Consider the following 18,109-nt stretch of genomic DNA (forward strand, 5'->3'; position numbering starts at 1 on the left):
TGGCCGAATCCCACTCCGGACAATAATCCGCGGCAGCTGCTGCGGATTATTTGGCATGCGGCGGAGAGGGGCCCGGGACCCGGTTATGATGCAGGCAGCGGCGGATTAATTAGTTCCGGCAGAACGGACAAATTGATCTTTCCATATTCCGAAGGCATGTTATAATAGAAGATACTTATAGTTCTAAAGTACTGTTAACGATTCGGTCAGGAGGTTTCCAAGCTTGCTTCCCAAGGTCAATTCCATTTTACATATACAGGTGAACTCCATTGACGAGGAGGAGGCCCGGCAGGAGTACAAGTCTCGCATCGCCGATGTGACGGAGGATCACATCAGCATGGAGGTGCCGCTGCATGAGGCATCAGGCCGGCTCAAGCGCTTGTATCCCGGCGACGAGCTTTCGATTTACTTTATTACGGACGGCGGAGTCAAAAATTATTTCAGCTCATCCGTTATCGGATTCAACGACGATGTCATCCGGCTTGTCCAGATCAAGAAGCCGGCTGCGGAATCGATCACGAAGATTCAACGCCGCAATTTCCTTCGCGTGCCTGCGGAAGTGGATATTGCCGTCCGTCTAAGCGATAACTATCAATTTGTCGCCATGACGGACGATGTGGGCGGCGGCGGCATTTCATTCGTATGCGAAGGCCATATTCCTGTCAGGAATGCGCAGGCGGTCGGATGCTGGCTTCTGCTCCCGTTCAAGAACGGAACGATCGAGCATGTGCCGTTCAAAAGCGAAGTTGTCCGGGTTAAACCGCTGGAGACGGGAAGGCAGCAGGTAATGCTCCGTTTCTCGGAGATTGCGGAGAGCGACCGGCAGAAGGTTATTCGCTATTGTTTTGAGCGGCAATTCGATTTCCGTAAAAAATAACCGGTGACATAATATCCAGTTTATGGGGGGACACTACAGTCAACCTTAAAGTTGGAGATGGCCTAGATGAGTCGAAAGAACTACGAAAGCAGGCAAGAAAGCTACGAGCAATTGTTTGTTCAATATTCAGGACGGGTGGAGAAGGCGCTGGCCGGTCTGCTGATCGTCTTTCTTGCCGCGCTGCTTGTTTCCCAGTTTTTGCTGCTGTTTCCTCCGGTCCGGGAGATGCTCGTGAAGGTGGAGAAATTGGAGGGGCGCTCCTATACGTACGGCTCTTTTTCTCAAGAGCGGGGAGAGGCTGATTAGGCGCGTCGAACGTTGTCTTTTGCATTTTTCGAGAAACCTATGGTATAATTTTCTTCGTTCAAGGCCTCGGCCTGTTTTTTTAAGATTGTTTGTCCGTTTTTAATGAGGTTAGGAGGCCGCAACTTGGAGAAGTTTAACATCGCAATCGACGGTCCGGCAGGCGCTGGCAAGAGTACGATCGCCCGATTGGTGGCGGGGGCTCTCGGATTCGTGTATGTGGATACCGGAGCTATGTACAGAGCGGTGACCTGGAGGATTTTAGAGGAGGGCCTTCAACCCGATCAGACGGATGAGATGATCTCGCTTACACAGCAGACCGATATTCGTCTTGCTCCCGGGCAGAACGGACAAGCCGTATTTGTCGACGGGCGAGAGGTAACGGGGATGATTCGCTCTCCTGAAGTTACGGGTAATGTATCTCGTATATCGGCAATTGCCGGCATACGGGCTGTACTGACCCGCAAGCAGAAGGAAATGGCCGCGGGCCTGGGCATCGTCATGGACGGCCGCGATATCGGGAGCCACGTGCTGCCTGACGCGGAAGTGAAGGTGTTCCTGACGGCAAGCGTCCGTATCCGGGCAGAGCGGCGTCTGAAGGAAATTCGTGATTCCCAGCCGGGCGTCACCCTGGAGCAGTTGATGAGCGACATTGCCCAGCGCGATCGCATGGACGAGCAGCGTGAAGCTTCTCCGCTGGTCAAGGCGCCCGATGCGGTTCTGATTGACACGAGCGACTTGTCGATTGACGAAGTTGTTCACCGTATTCTGGAATTGGCGGGCAGCCGAGTCGGTGGAGGGAAATAAGTTATGTTGTATCGCTTTTTGCGAGGCATTTTCCGGCTGATGTTCTCTCTGATGTTTCGCGTGCGCGCGGAAGGGCAGGAGCATATCCCGGCAACGGGCGGCGTGGTGCTGTGCGCCAATCACACGAGCAATTGGGATCCCCCGATGCTTGGCAGTCCGCTCGAGCGCAAGGTTCATTACATGGCCAAGGCGGAATTATTCGCGCTTCCGGTACTGAAGCAGGTGCTGCCCCGTATCGGCGCATTTCCTGTCAAGCGAGGCGGCGTCAGCAAGGATTCCATCCGCTTGTCGCTGCAGCTTCTCAGAAGCGGCGAGATCATCGGCGTCTTTCCCGAAGGCACGCGCAGCAATGCGGGCGGTATGGGCAAAAAAGGTGCGGCCTCTCTCGCGATCAAATCGGGTGCTGCCGTGATACCGGCGGCGATTATCGGCAATTATTCATTATTTCGTCCGATGAAGATCGTATACGGCCCGCCGATTGATCTTAGCGAGTTTGCGGACGCCGGCTCCGAAGGTCTGGAGCAGGCGACCGATAAGATTATGAGCACGATTCGACAGATGGTCCGCCAGCACGCATCGAACCTGTGAAATGGTGGCATACTGTAGAAAATGAGGAAACAAGCTTTATTTTTATTTAAATACACATCACCTGTCGTTTAGGTCGTTAAGGAGGAAACTAACCATGTCTGATGAAATCAAAGTAGACCAAGAGCTTCAAGAGGAACAAAACGTCGAGGTATCCCAAGAGGAATCGATGGCCAATGTGAACATCCTGAAAAAGGGTGATATCGTCAAAGGCAAAGTGATCAAGGTGGAAGCCGAGCAAGCCGTTGTGGATGTAGGCTACAAATATGACGGCGTCGTTCCGCTTCGCGAGCTGTCTTCCGTAACGCTTGACAATGCCGGCGAAGGCGTGGAAATCGGTCAAGAGATCGAGTTGAAGGTACTCCAAATCAATGATCATAAAGAAACGCTGGTCCTGTCCAAGCGTGCCATCCAAGGCGAAAAAGCCTGGGAGAAGCTCTCTGCAGACATGGAAAACAAAACGATCCTGGAAGCCAAGGTTGCCGAAGTTGTCAAAGGCGGTCTGGTCGTAGACGTGGGCTTGCGCGGTTTTGTGCCGGCTTCGATGGTCGAGCGTAATTTTGTCGAAGATTTCAGCGATTACAAAGGCCGCACGCTTCGCCTGCGCGTGAAGGAAATGGACAAAGAGAAAAACAAAGTGATTCTCTCCCAAAAAGACGTGCTGGATGAAGAGTTCGAAGCCAAGAAACACGAAGTGCTGGGCCAATTGAGCGTTGGACAACAGCTGACCGGTACGGTTCAGCGTTTGACGCAATTCGGCGCCTTCGTCGATATCGGCGGCGTAGACGGACTGGTTCATATCTCCGAGATGGCTTGGCATCATGTGGAAACTCCTTCCGAAGTTGTGAAGGAAGGCGACCAAGTACAAGTGCAAGTGCTGAAGGTTGACCCGGCTAACGAGCGCATCTCGCTCAGCATCAAAGCGACTCAGCCTGGTCCTTGGGAGCAAGTGGCAGGCAGCATCAATGTTGGAGATATCGTAACCGGTACGGTTAAGCGTCTGGTTCAATTCGGCGCATTTATCGAAGTGGCTCCGGGCGTGGAAGGTCTTGTGCATATTTCCCAAATCTCCCACCGTCACATCGGCACTCCGCATGAAGTGCTGAAGGAAGGTCAAGAGGTTCAAGTTAAAGTTCTGGATGTGAATCCAGCCGAAAAACGCGTTTCTCTCAGCATCAAGGAAACGGAAGAAGCACCTGCACGCGAGCCGAAGCAAGAACGCGAGCGCGCTCCGAGACGCGAAAGAGAGTCTGTCTCCCATGAAGAAATGCAAGGTCTGAACCTGACGCTCGGCGAGCGTTTCGGTGACAAGCTGAGCAAGTTCAAATAAGGTTTAGGACGAAAAGAGGGAACCAGGGTGCGCATTCCAAGGAAGATGGAGCATGTTCATCATGCTCTCCAGCTAGGTCAGAGCGGCCGTCATGGGCTGGATGACATCAAGCTTATTCCTAATTGCCTCCCCGGCACTTCGGCGGAACAAATCGTATGGTCTACTCGAATCGGCGAACTCTCTCTGAGTTCGCCGATTATTATTAATGCGATGACTGGCGGTGCAAGGGAGACGGAGGAAATCAACCGGGAGCTGGCTATCGCCGCCCGGGAAACAGGTCTTGCCATGGCGGTAGGCTCGCAGATGTCGGCAATCCGCAACGAAGAGGTTGCTTCCAGCTATCGCGTCGTCCGCGAGATGAATCCGGGCGGGATCGTATTCGGCAATTTGGGCAGCGAGGCTACGGCCGAGCAAGCGGAGCGGGCCGTTCACATGATCCGAGCCGACGCGCTCCAGATTCATCTGAACGTGATGCAGGAGCTGATCATGCCGGAAGGAGACCGTCATTTTACCGGGATGCTGGAGCGAATCCTGCGCATCGCAGAAACTGTCGGCGTACCCGTAATAGTGAAGGAAGTCGGCTTCGGTATGGCGCGGGAAAGCGCGGAGGCTTTGCTCGAAGCGGGAGTGCGGATCATAGATGTCGGAGGCAGGGGAGGAACCAACTTCGCTGCTATTGAGAATGCCCGCCGCAAGCAGCCCTATAATTGGCTGAATGACTGGGGGGCGACCACATCCGTTTCTCTTCTGGAAGTGCTGGAAGCCGTGCGGCGGATGAACCATACAGGCCAGATCCAGCCGTCCGTTATCGCCACCGGAGGCATCGTCGGCGCGCTGGATATTGCCAAAGCGCTCATACTCGGCGCTTCGGCCGTAGGGATGGCCGGGGCGATGCTGCGTGTCCAGCGGGCCGAAGGCACCGAAGCGCTTATCGCTTATATTCGGGCGCTTCACGAAGATTTGGGCCTTGTGATGACCGCACTCGGAGCGCCTGATCTGGCGGCGCTTCACCATGTGCCGGTCGTTGTCGGCGGGGAGACGGCGGCATGGTGCGCAGCCAGGGGAATCGATATCCGCACACTTGCGAGCCGCAACGGTTACAGCTACAGCTAACCTTCATAAAACTTCATACGGAAAGCCATACTAAGGAAAAAGAGAGGACTTAAGCTTTTTCCAAGGTGACGCGAATGATGAATGCAGGGTATGTTTCCTTGCTGCTGGCACTCATTGCCATGATCCTGTTCGCCAGCGGCTGGAAGGACTATCTTATAAGAGGTATTACTCCTACGAGTCTACTTCTTTTTTTTATTTCCTGGATTGCGCTTGCGCTGCTGCGGGTAGATTCGCACTTGGGCGGTATTCGCCTTCATGGTCCGGCGTGGGTATACGGAGCTTTGTTTGCGTATATGTGGATTCGAGCCCGGGGCGGCCTGCTGCGCTTCCATCTGTTGTCCGTTTCCATGCTGCTCGGCGCGTTGTATTTTTTCCTGACCGAGATGCTGCACCTGATGCCCACTCTGATCATAGGAAATGTGCCGCTGACGGTCTCCCTGTGCATCGGTCTGCTGAACGCGATGCTGCTTCGGCTGCCGGCCATGCAGATTGCCGCCGTGTCGGGAGGTTTGCTGTTTGGCGAAGCCGTAGGCTTGTATATGCATCAGGGCATGGCAGCGGGCGAACTGGGAACGCCGGCGTTCCACGATCTCTGGTGGCTGAGCGCGTTCATATCGCGAGCCGGCTCGCTTGTTCTGGAAGCTCTCGCAGCAAGCCTGAGACGGGTGTGGCGTATGATCAGCGGCCTGCTGAAGATCCGTTGAAAGGATACGTCCCGCACGGCGAAATCACGGAGGTGTCTCAAGTGTGGACTTGGATGATTGAACAACAATTGACAGTAGGGATAGCCATGGGCGTCGTGTTCGGTATCGGAGCCCGCATCTTGATGCTGCGGACGGACTACCGGCAGTATCCGACTTACCCGCACGGGAAAATCATCCATCTCTCTCTTGGCGTTATTGCTGCGGGCTTGGGAGCGGTGGCGGTACCATCGCTGCTGGAGAAAAATTATACGGCCGTCACTTTTCTGGCTATGGCGGCCCAGCAGTTCCGGGACGTGCGCAATATGGAGCGCAATACGCTCAGCAAGATTGACAGTCTCGAGCTTGTCCCCCGCGGCGCGACGTATATTGAAGGGATCGCGATGGTGTTCGAAGGGCGTAACTATCTCGTTATTTTTACGGCGTTCGTGACGTCCTTCATCAGTATCGTCTTCGCCTGGTACTGGGGCATAGCGGCTGGACTCGCAGCGATGGCGGTCACGAACTATTTCAAAACCGGCAAAAATCTGTCCCACATCGCCGATGTAGCGATCGGAGAGGTGAGGCTGGACGGGCCGAATCTGTTCGTTGATTCCATCTACATCATGAATGTCGGCTTGGAGAATACGCAGCAGGCGATCCGTGAGCATGCGCTGGGTCTCGTATTTACGCCGAAAAATAGAAACGCCAGAGTGACGCTGGCCAACCCCGGTCAGCGCCAGGCTATCCTGCATGATCTGTCCACGATTATGGGGGTTTACCGGGACGAAGGGGAGCCGTCGCTGCTGCCTTTGGCCAAGCTGGATATGAAGGACGGGAGGCTGGCTGTACTGCTTCTGCCGCAGGAGCGCAACCCTGAAAAGGCACGGCGCGTAGGGCTTGCTTCGCCGATCCTGGAGAGCGCCGTGCGGATGCCGTCGGAAGCCGACCAACAGACTGCAGACGGAAAGGCGGGTGGATGAGATGGGGAAGATTCGGGCTATTGTGACCATTCACAAGGAGCAAGTGGCAGGCGGGGCTCCGATCTTCATCGTGGACAATGAGCAGGAGCGGCAGCAAACGGCCTTCCGGCTGGAGAAAATTTTGGATGCAGCCGCTCATGATCTGCAAAATGGAACGATGATTATCGTCCAGCACGGCGGCGGGACGGAGTAGCGCTCCGGCCTGCCAAACGGCCTAAAGGACCGCAAATCGGGCACTCGGTTTACTTGCCTGGTTTCCTTTGATATAATATGTTGTTGATATTACACCAGATTTTGGATCGACTGAAGCGGTTTAGCGAAGGGACTGAAGTTCATGGCAAGGCCAATAGTGGCGATTGTCGGCCGACCGAACGTGGGGAAGTCGACGATATTCAACCGGATTATCGGCGACAAGCTGGCAATCGTAGAAGATAAACCGGGCGTTACCCGGGATCGGCTGTACGGCCGCGGAGAGTGGCTGGACCGGGAGTTCAGCATCATCGACACCGGCGGCATCGAGATTGAGGGCGAGGATCAGATCATGCGCTCCGTCCGCATGCAGGCGGAGCTTGCGATCGAGGAAGCGGATGTCATCGTCTTCATGGTAGACGCGAAGGCTGGCATTACACCGGCGGACAGCGAAGTGGCGGAGATGCTGTTCCGTGCGCAGAAGCCGGTCATTATCGCGGCGAACAAAGTCGATAATTTGGGCCGGATGGATGACATTTATGAATTTTACAGCCTGGGGTTCGGCGAGGTTATCGGCATCTCGGGCTCCCATGGGACGGGGATCGGGGATTTGCTTGAAGCGGTTGCGAACCACTTCCCGGATACGACCGAAGACGAGTATGGCGAGGATGTCATCAAGGTCGCGCTGATCGGGCGTCCGAATGTCGGCAAGTCGTCGCTCGTCAACGCGCTGCTCGGCGAAGAGCGTGTGATCGTCAGCGATGTGGCAGGCACAACACGGGATGCGATCGATACGCCGTTCGAGAAGGACGGGCAGAAGTATGTCATCATCGACACGGCAGGGATGCGCAAGCGAGGCAAGGTGTACGAAAATACGGAGAAGTACAGCGTGATGCGCGCGATGAAGGCGATCGAACGCGCCGATGTCGTGCTGGTCGTATTCAATGGCGAGGAAGGCATCATCGAGCAGGATAAGCATATTGCCGGCTACGCCCATGAGGCGGGCAAAGCGGCCATTTTTGTTGTGAACAAGTGGGATGTCGTGGAGAAGGATGATAAGACCATGCATCAGTTCACCCAGAAAATCCGCGATCATTTCCTGTTCATGACCTACGCGCCGGTGACTTATTTGTCCGCCAAGACGAAGGTGAAGCTGCACAAGCTGCTGCCGCTGGTCAATCATGTGGCCGAGCAGCACGCGCAGCGTATACCGACGCATGTATTAAACGAGATCATCTCGGATGCGGTCGCGATCAATCCGCCTCCGACCGATAAAGGACGGCGCATGCGGATCAATTATGCGACCCAAGTATCGGTCAAGCCGCCTACGATGGTCTTGTTCGTGAACGATCCGGAACTGATGCATTTCTCCTATGAGCGGTATTTGGAGAACAAGATCAGGGCTGCGTTCAGCTTTGAAGGTACGCCGTTACGCATATTTACCCGACGTAAGTCAGAGGACGATTGACAGGAGTGGCGCTTGTGTGGGCTTGGAGTTCACTAATTATCGGTTATTTGCTTGGTTCGATCAGCTTCAGCTTTTTGGCAGGCAAGCTGCTCAAGGGGATTGACATCCGCCAGCATGGCAGCGGCAATGCAGGGGCGACCAATACGCTGCGGGTGCTTGGCAAAGGGCCGGGCATCGCGGTGCTGGTGCTCGATATGCTGAAAGGCGTTGCCGCAGTCTGGCTCGGCCATGTGCTTAGCGGCGGAGAGCCGCTGATCCTGGTGCTCGCTGGCATCAGTGTGATCGTCGGACATAACTGGCCCATCTTTTTCGGCTTTCGCGGGGGGAAAGGAATTGCCACCACCATCGGGGTGATGGTGTCGCTGGCCTTTCTTCCCGCGCTGCTCGCCGGCGTGGTTGCCATTCTCTCAATCGTATGGACGCGTTACGTTTCTTTGGGATCGCTTCTGTTTACCGCATTGCTTCCCTTATTTATCTGGCTTCTGGGGCGTCCCGCAGAAATATTATGGTTAAGCCTGCTTCTCTTTGTGTTCGCCTGGTTCAGGCACCGCAGCAACATCGTCAAGCTGATGAAAGGACAGGAGAACAAGCTGGGCGCCAAACGGCAAGCCTGATGTTCACAGAAAATGTAAAGGTGGGTCTCGCTTATGGCACACGCTTCGAAAACAGCCGTGCTCGTAGCCGGAAGCTGGGGAACGGCCATCGCCTCGGTGCTCGCCGAGAACGGCAGGGAAGTCGCGCTCTGGAGCCGGAATGCGGAGCAAGTAAAGGAAATCAATGAGCGGCATCAAAATTCCCGTTTTCTCGGCGATGCGCGGCTGCCGGACGCGATCCGCGCTACGGACGACATGGCTGCGGCGGTGAGCGGGGCGGAGGAAGTCATTGTTGTGGCTCCTTCCTCGGCGATGCGCGCCATAGCAGGGCAGCTGCGGCCGCATCTGGACAAGAAGACGCTGCTTATCCATGCAACCAAGGGCTTCGAGGCCGGTACGCTCAAACGGATGAGCGAAGTGCTGGCGGACGAGCTGCCGCATATGGATGCGGGACGGATCGTCGTCCTGTCCGGGCCCAGCCATGCCGAGGAGGTCATCCGGCAATGTCCGACGACTGTCGTGGTGGCTTCGGCGGACAAGGAAGCGGCTGAGCAGGCGCAGGATGTGCTGATCAACAACAGCTTCCGGGTTTATACGAATCCCGATGTGATCGGGGTCGAAGTGGGCGGAGCGCTGAAGAATATAATCGCGCTGGGCGCCGGGCTGTCCGACGGTCTCGGCTTCGGGGACAATGCGAAGGCCGCTCTGATGACCCGCGGATTGGCTGAGATCGCCAGACTCGGGACGGCGATGGGAGCGGGCCCGCTCACCTTTGCCGGCCTGGCGGGCATCGGCGACCTGATTGTGACCTGCACCAGCCAGCACAGCCGCAACTGGAGAGCCGGGTCCATGCTGGCGCAAGGGCTTAGCCTGGATGAAGTTCTGGCCAGGATGGGGATGGTTGTCGAAGGCGTCAAGACGACGCAAGCGGCGCATAAGCTGGCGGAGCGCTACGGAATCGCGATGCCGATCACGGCGGAGCTGCATCATGTGCTGTTCGACGGGAAAACGCCTCGTGAAGCTGTGGAGGATCTGATGGGACGCGGTCGTACCCATGAGATTGAAGAGATCGCCGATTCCTCTCAAACGGGTTGGCTGCACTAGGGCAATCGCCTACACGGCTGAGAGACCTTATACATATAATACCTCAGACTACTCGGCTTAGCCCGGCAGACGGCTATGTCTATACCGAGTCTGAGGAGGTTGTGACGTGCCAGGCAAAAACATGTCCAAGGACGTGCTCAGCGTTGTTAAAAAGAAGACAGGCAAAAACGTCTCTGAGAAAGATATTTATAAGCTCGCCAGCGGCGTGAAGCCTTCGACGATGCAAAGCGATGCCCAGCTCAGACAGCTGATCAAGCAAGTGTCCGGACTGGTCAACGTGCCGGTCTCGGAGCAGACGATGAACGAGCTGATCTCGGCGATCAAGGGCAGCAAGATGAGCACGACCAATATGGAGCAGCTTATGAAGATGATAATGAAAAAGTAACAGTTTGATGGCATGAGTGCCCGTAATGCGGCGCTTGTGCTTTTTTTATGTTATGATGATTAAAAAAGTTTGCCGTATGCTGGTATAGTGGAGGTTGAGTCAGGCATGTCACCTTTGGACAAGATGTGGGCGTCGTTTGTAGCGATCGGATTGATGATCGCCGCTTCGCTGCTCATCACGTTTGCCCGGACGCGCACAAAGGGAGTTACCCGGATTCTTTTGTCGCTTCTGGCTTTTATATTGTTTATTCCTATTCTCATCTACATGATGGCATCTATGCTCTAGGGAGGAAGACTGGCACGATGATTACTCTAAAAGGCCGCAGTGTCCAAAAAACGGTGGAGCCTGAGCTTGGGCTTACTTTGCTGGACCTGGCCATCAAGCATAAAGTGGACTGGAGCTTCTCCTGCACGCGGGGGACATGCTCCCGCTGCCGTTGTATCGTGAAAGAGGGAGCCGAGCATCTGAACGAACCGACGGATGCGGAGCTGGATAATCTGGAGCCCGAAGAGTTTGAGCAGGGCTTGCGGCTTGGCTGCCAGACGGTTGTTCGCTCTCCCGGGCATGTATCGGCTGCGCTTAAGCCATTGTTTTGAGCGTTCAATAGAATTTGCAACGTTGAGCTGCTCCGGAGGAGGACGGGCCTTCTGGCGAACCTCCGCTAGATGGGCAGGCTCAACCAGAAGAATGAGGCTGAGAAAGTGAACATAGAAAGCAATATCGTATTGTCGAAGCAGGCGGAATCGGCTTTGCGCTTCCTCGAGCAGACGCTCCGGCCGTCCGGGGCTGTTTGGGCTGTGGGCGGAAGCACCGGCCTGCTTCTGCAGGGAGGCAGCTTGGCTGCGCAGCCGCGCGATCTGGACATATACGCCGACGAGGCGGATGCCAAGGCGGTGCATGCGGCGCTGAGGCACTATGCGGTCGATGAGCAGGAGCATAATGAAACCCCGATCTATCGCTCGTTATTAAGCCATTACGAGATTGAAGGGGTTAGCGTAGAGCTGGTCGGAGCCTTTGAGGTTCATGCTTGCGCCAGCCAATATGTCGTGGAAACCCGGCTGCTGCTTCAAAGAGCCGCTGCGCTCGCTCCCGCTTCGGGGGGAAATGCACGTTCTGACAGCGACGGGAAGCTGCGGCTGATGCCGCTTGTCCATGAGCTGATTTTCAACGTGCTGCGCGATCGGCCGGACCGCTATGAGATTGCGGCGGCGTTATGCAGACAAACGGCTCGGGAGGCGCACTGCCGGCTGCTGGAGGAATTGACGGCGCGCAACCGGTTCGCTGACCCGGTCCGTGAGCGTCTTCGCGCCCTGCTTGGCGCTGAGAAGGAGGAGGAGGTGCCGCATGAAGGCTGAAATCTTATTCAAGCCTGACGGTAAGACGGTGCAGGCAAGACCGGGCACGTCTCTGCTTGATGCGGCCCGCCGAGCGGGCGTAGCCATCCGCACCCGCTGCGGCGGCAAAGCCGCCTGTCTTATGTGCAAGGTTCAAGTGGCTCCGGACGCTCAGCAAGGGCTCCAGCCCATGAATACGAATGAAAGCCTGAAGCTTGGCTCGCTCGCGGAGGAAGGCTTCAGGCTGGCCTGTCAGGCCAAGGCAACGGGCAAGGCCGGCGTATGCGTTCTGGTGCCGGAGGACCCGCTCAAAAGCGCCGTACGCAGACAGCTGGAGCGTCAACAGGAGGAGGAATGGCTATGAGGGGCTGGAAGCGGCTCGTCGTACTGCTTGGCCTTGTCGGCTTGCTCAGCGGCTGCATGTATCCGAACGAGCTGCGCAAGGAAAATCAGCTGGCGAGCGGCGAATATGTCGTGCTTGTGCAAAATGCCGTCGATCAGTTTAAGACGAAAACCGGGGTGCTGCCGATCAAAAACAGCGAGGAAGCGACCCCGCTTTATGAGAAATATCCGATTGATTTCAAGAAGCTGCAGGGCAGGTTCTTGAGCGCCGTGCCCGCCAATGCGTTCGAGAGCGGCGGAACCGCAATCTATGTGCTGGTCGATGTCGAAACGAAGCCGACCGTCAAAATGCTCGACTTGACCTCCTTTCAGCAGGCGCTTGATCTGCAGCAGGCCGTTAACGAATACCGGTCCAAACATGCCGCGCTTCCTGCCGGCGAGCGCGTGGCCCAAGGCTTCTATACGATTGACTTTGCCAAGCTGAACCGGAAGCCGGCCGATGCACGGAGCGTGTATACGCCCCAAGTTCGGCTTCCGTTCCTGCTCCATGACTCCGGCACGGTTACCATCGATTATGCGCCCGAGATTATGCGTCTGATAGACAGAAAACAGCTTCAGTCCAAGCTGACGGCCGAACAGGATTTGCGTGCGCTGCTTGTGGAAGAATCGTATTTCGTCCCGGCCAGATCGTTCGCCTACCGGTGGGCGGGCGGCCTTCCGGAGCCGATCACGGCCCCATAGACGGAACTGACAGCCCGGCAAGCCTCTATTAACCTTGACAAGGTGATAGGGGCTTTTCTTTTTGTCGGAGACCGAATAACGGGCCTCAAGGCGGCATATATTGGTCGAGGACGGACACCGGTCGTGCCCGGTTAATAGGCGGAAGACGGATAGATAAGGAGTGGGTCCAAATATTTTTGAGAGGGTGTCATCATATTTTTAGCGCTCATACATATATTTGTACTAGTCCAAAGCATGTACGAGTTTCGTTTTAACAACCTGTAGGAGGGATTCTCATTGGAAAAAGTGGATATCTTTAAGGACATTGCAGAGCGTACTGGCGGGGATATTTACCTGGGGGTCGTTGGAGCGGTCCGTACGGGAAAATCAACGTTCATCAAACGCTTTATGGAATCCATCGTTCTGCCGAACATTCAGAATGAAGCGGATCGCATACGAGCTACCGATGAGCTGCCCCAAAGCGCGGCTGGACGCACGATCATGACCACAGAACCGAAATTCGTCCCGAACAACGCTGTCCAGCTTCATGTGGCCGAAGGACTTAACGTAAATGTGCGGCTGGTGGACTGCGTCGGCTATGTGGTGGAAGGAGCCAAGGGGTATGAAGATGAAAGCGGGCCGCGGATGATCAACACTCCGTGGTTCGATGAAGCGATCCCGTTCCAGGAAGCGGCGGAGATCGGTACCCGCAAGGTTATTCAGGAGCATGCGACGCTGGGGGTTGTGATCACGACAGACGGCTCCATCGCAGAAATTCCCCGCGCTTCCTATATCGATGCCGAGGACCGTATCATCAATGAGCTGAAAGAGGTAGGCAAGCCGTTTATCGTCATCGTCAACTCGACCAAGCCGCAAAGCGATGCCGCCCAGGAGCTGCGTAGCGAGCTGCAGACCCGGCATGACGTACCGGTCGTTACGGTCAGCGTAGCGAATATGGGCGAGGACGACTTTACGTCCGTACTGCGCGAAGTGCTGTATGAATTCCCGGTCCATGAGGTGAATGTGAATTTGCCGAGCTGGGTCATGGTGCTGCAGGAAAATCACTGGCTGCGCTCCAATTTCGAAAATTCCGTGCGGGACACGGTGCAGGATATTCGTCGTCTCCGCGATGTGGACCGGGTAGTCAGCAACTTTGAGGAGTACGAATTTATTGATAAAGCGGCGCTTGCCGGTATGAATATGGGCCAGGGCGTGGCCGAGATCGATTTGTACGCGCCTGACGAGCTGTACGACGGCATTCTGCAGGAAGTTGTCGGCGTCGAAATTCGCGGCAAGGATCATCTGCTGCAGCTTATGCAGGAGTTTACGCATGCGAAGCGGGAGTACGACCATTTCGCCGAGGCGCTGGAGATGGTGAAAACGACGGGCTACGGCATCGCGCCGCCTACGCTGGCCGAGATGGCGCTGGATGAGCCTGAGCTGATCCGCCAAGGCTCCCGGTTCGGCGTAAGGCTGAAGGCGACCGCTCCTTCCATTCATATGATCCGCGTGGATGTGGAATCGGAATTTTCCCCGATCATCGGGACGGAGAAGCAAAGCGAGGAGCTTGTGCGTTACCTGATGCAGGATTTCGAGGACAACCCGCTTAAGATTTGGGATTCAGACATCTTCGGCCGCTCCTTGCATTCCATCGTGCGCGAAGGCATCCAGGGCAAGCTCGCGATGATGCCGGATAATGCCCGCTACAAGCTGCAGGAGACGCTGGGCCGCATCATCAATGAGGGATCAGGAGGCTTAATTGCCATTATTTTGTAGCTCGGAAGTCAAAAAACGACAAAAAATGTACCCGTCCGGGTGCATTTTTTGCATTTTTACTTGAAAAGTCAGAACTCCTGTATTACTATAAGGTTGATTTGCTGAAGAAACTAACATGGTATGTATAATTTGCTTGTAATCCGTTAACAAAGGGAATAAAGACTTATCGTATCTGTGGGGGGAGGTGAATGGCATGAATAAATCTGATCTGATCAATAAAGTCGCCGAAACCAGCGAGCTTTCGAAGAAGGATGCGACCAAAGCCGTAGAAGCGGTTTTCGAAGCGATCTCCGAGGCGCTTCAAGGCGGCGATAAAGTGCAGCTCGTAGGTTTCGGAAACTTCGAAGTGCGCGAACGTTCCGCCCGCAAAGGTCGCAACCCGCAAACTGGCGAAGAAATCGAAATTCCTTCGAGCAAAATCCCGGCGTTCAAGCCAGGTAAAGCTCTTCGCGACGGTATTCAATAAGATTGGCCGGCACTCGTGTCTTCTACATAAGAGGGCCCGTGTTCAAAATAGCAGGTCCGAGATTCCAAGCGCCTGAATCGATGATTCAGGCGTTATATCTGTCCGTCCGGCGGGTGGAAAAAGATACATAAATAGTCTTGCAGGCTATGGAAACGCATGCTATAATAACAAACACCGAATGGATCATCGGGGTATGGCGCAGCCTGGTAGCGCGCACCCTTGGGGTGGGTGAGGTCGCACGTTCGAATCGTGTTACTCCGAGTTAGCTTTTTTCAGAAAACCGTTATGCTGCGCCGGCGCAGATATAACGGTTTTTCTCTTTGCGGCTGCAGTTGACATCTCATTGTTTTTTAGTCATGATTAAGTAAATCAATCGCGGGGCTGGAGGTCGTAGTGGGATGGATGCAAGCCAGAATGATTATTTCGTGATCAAAGCGAAGGAAAACGGGGTTCAGGTGATCGGATTGACCCGCGGGCAGGATACGCGGTTTCATCATACGGAGAAGCTGGACAAGGGAGAGATTATGATCGCGCAGTTTACCGATCATACCTCAGCGGTCAAAATACGCGGCAAAGCTGTCGTCATGACGAAGTTCGGCACGGTCGAGACGCAGGAATAATTTTCTTTGGCAGAGGCAGGCATAGCCTGCTTTTTTTCGTTGTACAATGATAACAGACAGGCCATGGGCGCATTGGTTTAGCCCGGCCGCGCGTCCAAGGGGCGCGCGGCTTCAGCCGGTCGCATCTTTCCCGCTGTGAGACGACAACAGACCGAGGAGGAACGCGCCGTGATGAGATGGATTCCGCGTTTGCTTATCTTGACACTGCTCTCTGCCGGCATCGCCGTCGGCTTGTCCTATGTGCTGAAGCTGGAGGAAAGCGCCGCCGTATTCCGCATGAACAAGCCGGTTCAGGTGACGGAGGCGAATATCGTAGACATCGTCTCGCGCATGCCGCTGCATCTGCGCATCCGAAGCGTGGAGGTCAGCCGCACCTATGTATCGATCGATCTGATCGCAGTTACGACCACGGATAAGGGAGACACGATGCAGGATGTATATGAAATCCCGCGATCCATGTTCGCCGCCTCGACGAATATCAATCAGGTGTTTGTTCGCGTGCTGGATGTATCGGGCGAGCAGAGGGGCGGAGGCCAGCTGCTGGTAGCCGCGAGCGCCAAGCGGGATAAGGCGGCCGAAGGCGATGACCGGCATACGCCGGTCGGCCTGGAGGAGATCCAGGCGTATGTCGATTCGCATTACCAGATGACGTATACGCCGATATGGAAAGAACGGCACCGTTCTAAGGATGACAAGCTGTAACATTTGTCTGCCGAACCCGGCATGCGAAACGAAATTGTTTATGCTATAATGATTTGGATTGAGTGGCAGGATTTTTTGCACGGTTCGGAGGCTTACATATGAATACTTACCGAATTCCCGAAATGGCAAGACCCTATATCGATTATGATATGATACGGACCTACACTGATTTGCCCGCATTTCCCGATCATCAAGCCCGACTTCTGCATGCCTTTCTGGAGAAGCACAGCAAGCTTGCCGGGTACCGCGAGCTGTACACGCTCGTTACGGGCCTCGTGCAGCTCGGTCTCGATACCCATGATACCGTGAGCATCACCAATGATGACAAAGGCGTACAAGCAGCGCGCTCCAGGCAGCTTAAGGTGCTTGCAGGCGATTATTTCAGCAGCCGCTTTTACTATTTGCTGTCGCAGGCCGGACAGATCGAGCTGATCCGGCTTCTGTCGGCTGCCATCTGTGAAGCGAACCGGTTGAAGATGAACTTGTATCTGCTGATGAAGCAGTTCAAGCTGACCTCGGATGAATATATCAGACAGTCGGTTGAGATAAGGAACAGACTGTTTCAGTCATTTAACCCTATTCTGGAGGCCCGGGTGTACCCCCTCTGGACGGAGCTGCTCGAATTGATCACGCGTTGCGAAGTGCTGCTGCAAGAGGTTATACGCTCCGAATCTTCCCAGCACGGCAGGGAGAGCTGGGGCTTTTGGCATGTGCTGCAGCGGGGGACTAAGGAAGAGAAGAAGCTGCTTCTGCAGGAGGAGCCCGACCAAACGAAGCTTAAGGCGCTCTGGCTGAAATACAAGGTGACCGCGGAGCTGCGGCAGATGCTGGAGAACAGCGCGCGGGAGCTGCAGGACAAGCTTCTGTCCGTGGAGCCTGACCAGTGGGGCAAGGAGCTGTCGGCGATCGGAGACACTTTCCGCGGCTACTTGTCAGGCGTACAAGAGATGAGACCACGAGCGATACAGGAAATTTGAGGTGACCATGAGGATGGATGGCAAAACGAAAGAGCAGTTCGTTCATTCCGTATTCGAAAGCATCGCTCCGAAATACGACCTGATGAACGACATAATAAGCTTCCGGCGCCATAAAGCGTGGCGGGAGTTTACGATGCGCAAGATGAATGTTAAAACCGGCGACACGGCCATCGATCTATGCTGCGGCACATGCGACTGGACGATCAGTCTCGCGCAGGCGAGCCGTACCGGTCCCATAGTCGGGCTGGACTTCAGCCAGAACATGCTTGATGTAGGGGCGGATAAAATCAGCCGGCTCGGCTTGGATAACCAGATCAGCTTGGTCCGGGGCAATGCGATGGAGCTGCCGTTCGAGGCCGGTTCCTTTGATTACGCGACGATCGGCTTCGCTCTGCGCAACGTCCCGGATCTGGTGAAGGTGATCGAGGAGATGCAGAGGGTGGTGAAGCCCGGGGGCATGGTGGTGTCGCTGGAGCTGTCGAAGCCGACATGGCAGCCGTTTAAATCCATTTATTACTTCTACTTTCAGAAAATTCTCCCGCTGCTGGGCAAGCTGATCGCCAAGAAATACGATCAGTACAAATGGCTTCCTGAATCGTTGGTTCACTTTCCGGACCATAAGCAGCTTGCGGACATTTTCCGAGCAACAGGTTTGACCGACGTTCGCGTGTATCCGCTATTTGGCGGAATCGCCGCCCTGCATATCGGCATCAAGCCGCAAGCAGACCGGTTGACTGCAGGAGAATGACAATCAA

At 55.2% G+C, this 18,109-nt stretch carries 24 protein-coding genes and 1 tRNA gene; all 25 read left to right on the forward strand.

What is annotated here, in order from left to right:
- Nucleotides 1-223: 223 nt before the first annotated feature.
- The 25 genes from BLR08_RS04450 to BLR08_RS04570 all read left to right on the forward strand — a co-directional run bounded on the left by BLR08_RS04450 (nt 224) and on the right by BLR08_RS04570 (nt 18,102).
- Nucleotides 224-877 carry a flagellar brake protein gene (locus BLR08_RS04450; protein ID WP_072327690.1) on the forward strand — a complete coding sequence of 218 codons (654 nt, stop codon included), beginning with the start codon at nt 224-226 and terminating at the stop codon, nt 875-877.
- Nucleotides 878-943: 66 nt separating this feature from the next.
- Nucleotides 944-1,183 carry a hypothetical protein gene (locus tag BLR08_RS04455; RefSeq protein WP_072327689.1) on the forward strand — a complete coding sequence of 80 codons (240 nt, stop codon included), beginning with the start codon at nt 944-946 and terminating at the stop codon, nt 1,181-1,183.
- A 123-nt stretch (nt 1,184-1,306) separates the two neighbouring features.
- Nucleotides 1,307-1,987 carry a (d)CMP kinase gene (cmk, locus tag BLR08_RS04460; protein ID WP_072327688.1) on the forward strand — a complete coding sequence of 227 codons (681 nt, stop codon included), beginning with the start codon at nt 1,307-1,309 and terminating at the stop codon, nt 1,985-1,987.
- A 3-nt stretch (nt 1,988-1,990) separates the two neighbouring features.
- On the forward strand, nt 1,991-2,575 hold the full coding sequence (locus BLR08_RS04465; protein ID WP_072327687.1) for a lysophospholipid acyltransferase family protein: 585 nt from the start codon (nt 1,991-1,993) through the stop codon (nt 2,573-2,575).
- A 94-nt stretch (nt 2,576-2,669) separates the two neighbouring features.
- Nucleotides 2,670-3,902 (forward strand): 30S ribosomal protein S1, encoded by a 1,233-nt coding sequence (rpsA, locus tag BLR08_RS04470; RefSeq protein ID WP_072327686.1) that lies wholly within the window; start codon nt 2,670-2,672, stop codon nt 3,900-3,902.
- Nucleotides 3,903-3,947: 45 nt separating this feature from the next.
- On the forward strand, nt 3,948-5,015 hold the full coding sequence (gene fni, locus BLR08_RS04475) for a type 2 isopentenyl-diphosphate Delta-isomerase (protein WP_176835437.1): 1,068 nt from the start codon (nt 3,948-3,950) through the stop codon (nt 5,013-5,015).
- Nucleotides 5,016-5,092: 77 nt separating this feature from the next.
- On the forward strand, nt 5,093-5,719 hold the full coding sequence (locus tag BLR08_RS04480; protein WP_083536605.1) for a YphA family membrane protein: 627 nt from the start codon (nt 5,093-5,095) through the stop codon (nt 5,717-5,719).
- A 41-nt stretch (nt 5,720-5,760) separates the two neighbouring features.
- Complete coding sequence (locus BLR08_RS04485) at nt 5,761-6,678, forward strand: YIEGIA family protein (RefSeq protein WP_072327684.1); 918 nt, start codon at nt 5,761-5,763, stop codon at nt 6,676-6,678.
- Between the two features lies 1 nt (nt 6,679).
- Nucleotides 6,680-6,871 (forward strand): capping complex subunit for YIEGIA, encoded by a 192-nt coding sequence (locus tag BLR08_RS04490; protein ID WP_072327683.1) that lies wholly within the window; start codon nt 6,680-6,682, stop codon nt 6,869-6,871.
- Nucleotides 6,872-7,012: 141 nt separating this feature from the next.
- Nucleotides 7,013-8,335 carry a ribosome biogenesis GTPase Der gene (der, locus tag BLR08_RS04495; protein ID WP_072327682.1) on the forward strand — a complete coding sequence of 441 codons (1,323 nt, stop codon included), beginning with the start codon at nt 7,013-7,015 and terminating at the stop codon, nt 8,333-8,335.
- 14 nt (nt 8,336-8,349) lie between these two features.
- The gene (gene plsY / locus BLR08_RS04500; RefSeq protein ID WP_083536602.1) at nt 8,350-8,949 is read left to right on the forward strand and encodes a glycerol-3-phosphate 1-O-acyltransferase PlsY; all 600 of its coding nucleotides are present in this window, start codon (nt 8,350-8,352) and stop codon (nt 8,947-8,949) included.
- 33 nt (nt 8,950-8,982) lie between these two features.
- Nucleotides 8,983-10,032, forward strand: coding sequence for an NAD(P)H-dependent glycerol-3-phosphate dehydrogenase (locus BLR08_RS04505; protein ID WP_072327681.1), 1,050 nt, complete (start codon nt 8,983-8,985; stop codon nt 10,030-10,032).
- Nucleotides 10,033-10,153: 121 nt separating this feature from the next.
- On the forward strand, nt 10,154-10,417 hold the full coding sequence (locus tag BLR08_RS04510) for a stage VI sporulation protein F (protein WP_072327808.1): 264 nt from the start codon (nt 10,154-10,156) through the stop codon (nt 10,415-10,417).
- 105 nt (nt 10,418-10,522) lie between these two features.
- Complete coding sequence (locus BLR08_RS04515) at nt 10,523-10,702, forward strand: DUF2768 family protein (RefSeq protein WP_072327680.1); 180 nt, start codon at nt 10,523-10,525, stop codon at nt 10,700-10,702.
- 17 nt (nt 10,703-10,719) lie between these two features.
- Nucleotides 10,720-11,013 (forward strand): 2Fe-2S iron-sulfur cluster-binding protein, encoded by a 294-nt coding sequence (locus tag BLR08_RS04520; RefSeq protein WP_072327679.1) that lies wholly within the window; start codon nt 10,720-10,722, stop codon nt 11,011-11,013.
- Nucleotides 11,014-11,118: 105 nt separating this feature from the next.
- Nucleotides 11,119-11,772: a nucleotidyltransferase family protein gene (locus BLR08_RS04525; RefSeq protein WP_072327807.1), complete on the forward strand. Its 654-nt coding sequence runs from the start codon at nt 11,119-11,121 to the stop codon at nt 11,770-11,772.
- Nucleotides 11,762-12,115 carry a 2Fe-2S iron-sulfur cluster-binding protein gene (locus BLR08_RS04530; protein WP_072327678.1) on the forward strand — a complete coding sequence of 118 codons (354 nt, stop codon included), beginning with the start codon at nt 11,762-11,764 and terminating at the stop codon, nt 12,113-12,115. The genes BLR08_RS04525 and BLR08_RS04530 overlap by 11 nt, the downstream gene beginning before the upstream one ends.
- Entirely contained in the window at nt 12,112-12,834 is a 723-nt protein-coding gene (locus BLR08_RS04535) for a hypothetical protein (protein ID WP_072327677.1), read from the forward strand. The genes BLR08_RS04530 and BLR08_RS04535 overlap by 4 nt, the downstream gene beginning before the upstream one ends.
- 276 nt (nt 12,835-13,110) lie before the next feature.
- A complete protein-coding gene (gene spoIVA, locus BLR08_RS04540; RefSeq protein WP_072327676.1) occupies nt 13,111-14,589 on the forward strand; it encodes a stage IV sporulation protein A in 1,479 nt (492 codons plus the stop codon).
- Nucleotides 14,590-14,782: 193 nt separating this feature from the next.
- Nucleotides 14,783-15,055, forward strand: coding sequence for an HU family DNA-binding protein (locus tag BLR08_RS04545; RefSeq protein WP_072327675.1), 273 nt, complete (start codon nt 14,783-14,785; stop codon nt 15,053-15,055).
- Between the two features lie 187 nt (nt 15,056-15,242).
- Nucleotides 15,243-15,316, forward strand: a tRNA-Pro gene (locus BLR08_RS04550).
- A 137-nt stretch (nt 15,317-15,453) separates the two neighbouring features.
- Nucleotides 15,454-15,675, forward strand: coding sequence for a trp RNA-binding attenuation protein MtrB (gene mtrB / locus BLR08_RS04555; protein WP_072327674.1), 222 nt, complete (start codon nt 15,454-15,456; stop codon nt 15,673-15,675).
- Nucleotides 15,676-15,846: 171 nt separating this feature from the next.
- Nucleotides 15,847-16,377: a hypothetical protein gene (locus tag BLR08_RS04560; RefSeq protein WP_072327673.1), complete on the forward strand. Its 531-nt coding sequence runs from the start codon at nt 15,847-15,849 to the stop codon at nt 16,375-16,377.
- A gap of 98 nt (nt 16,378-16,475) precedes the next feature.
- Nucleotides 16,476-17,354, forward strand: coding sequence for a heptaprenyl diphosphate synthase component 1 (locus BLR08_RS04565; RefSeq protein ID WP_072327672.1), 879 nt, complete (start codon nt 16,476-16,478; stop codon nt 17,352-17,354).
- 13 nt (nt 17,355-17,367) lie between these two features.
- The gene (locus BLR08_RS04570; protein ID WP_072327671.1) at nt 17,368-18,102 is read left to right on the forward strand and encodes a demethylmenaquinone methyltransferase; all 735 of its coding nucleotides are present in this window, start codon (nt 17,368-17,370) and stop codon (nt 18,100-18,102) included.
- Nucleotides 18,103-18,109: the final 7 nt, after the last annotated feature.

The organism is Paenibacillus sp. cl123, assembly GCF_900101595.1.
GTDB lineage: Bacteria > Bacillota > Bacilli > Paenibacillales > NBRC-103111 > Paenibacillus_G.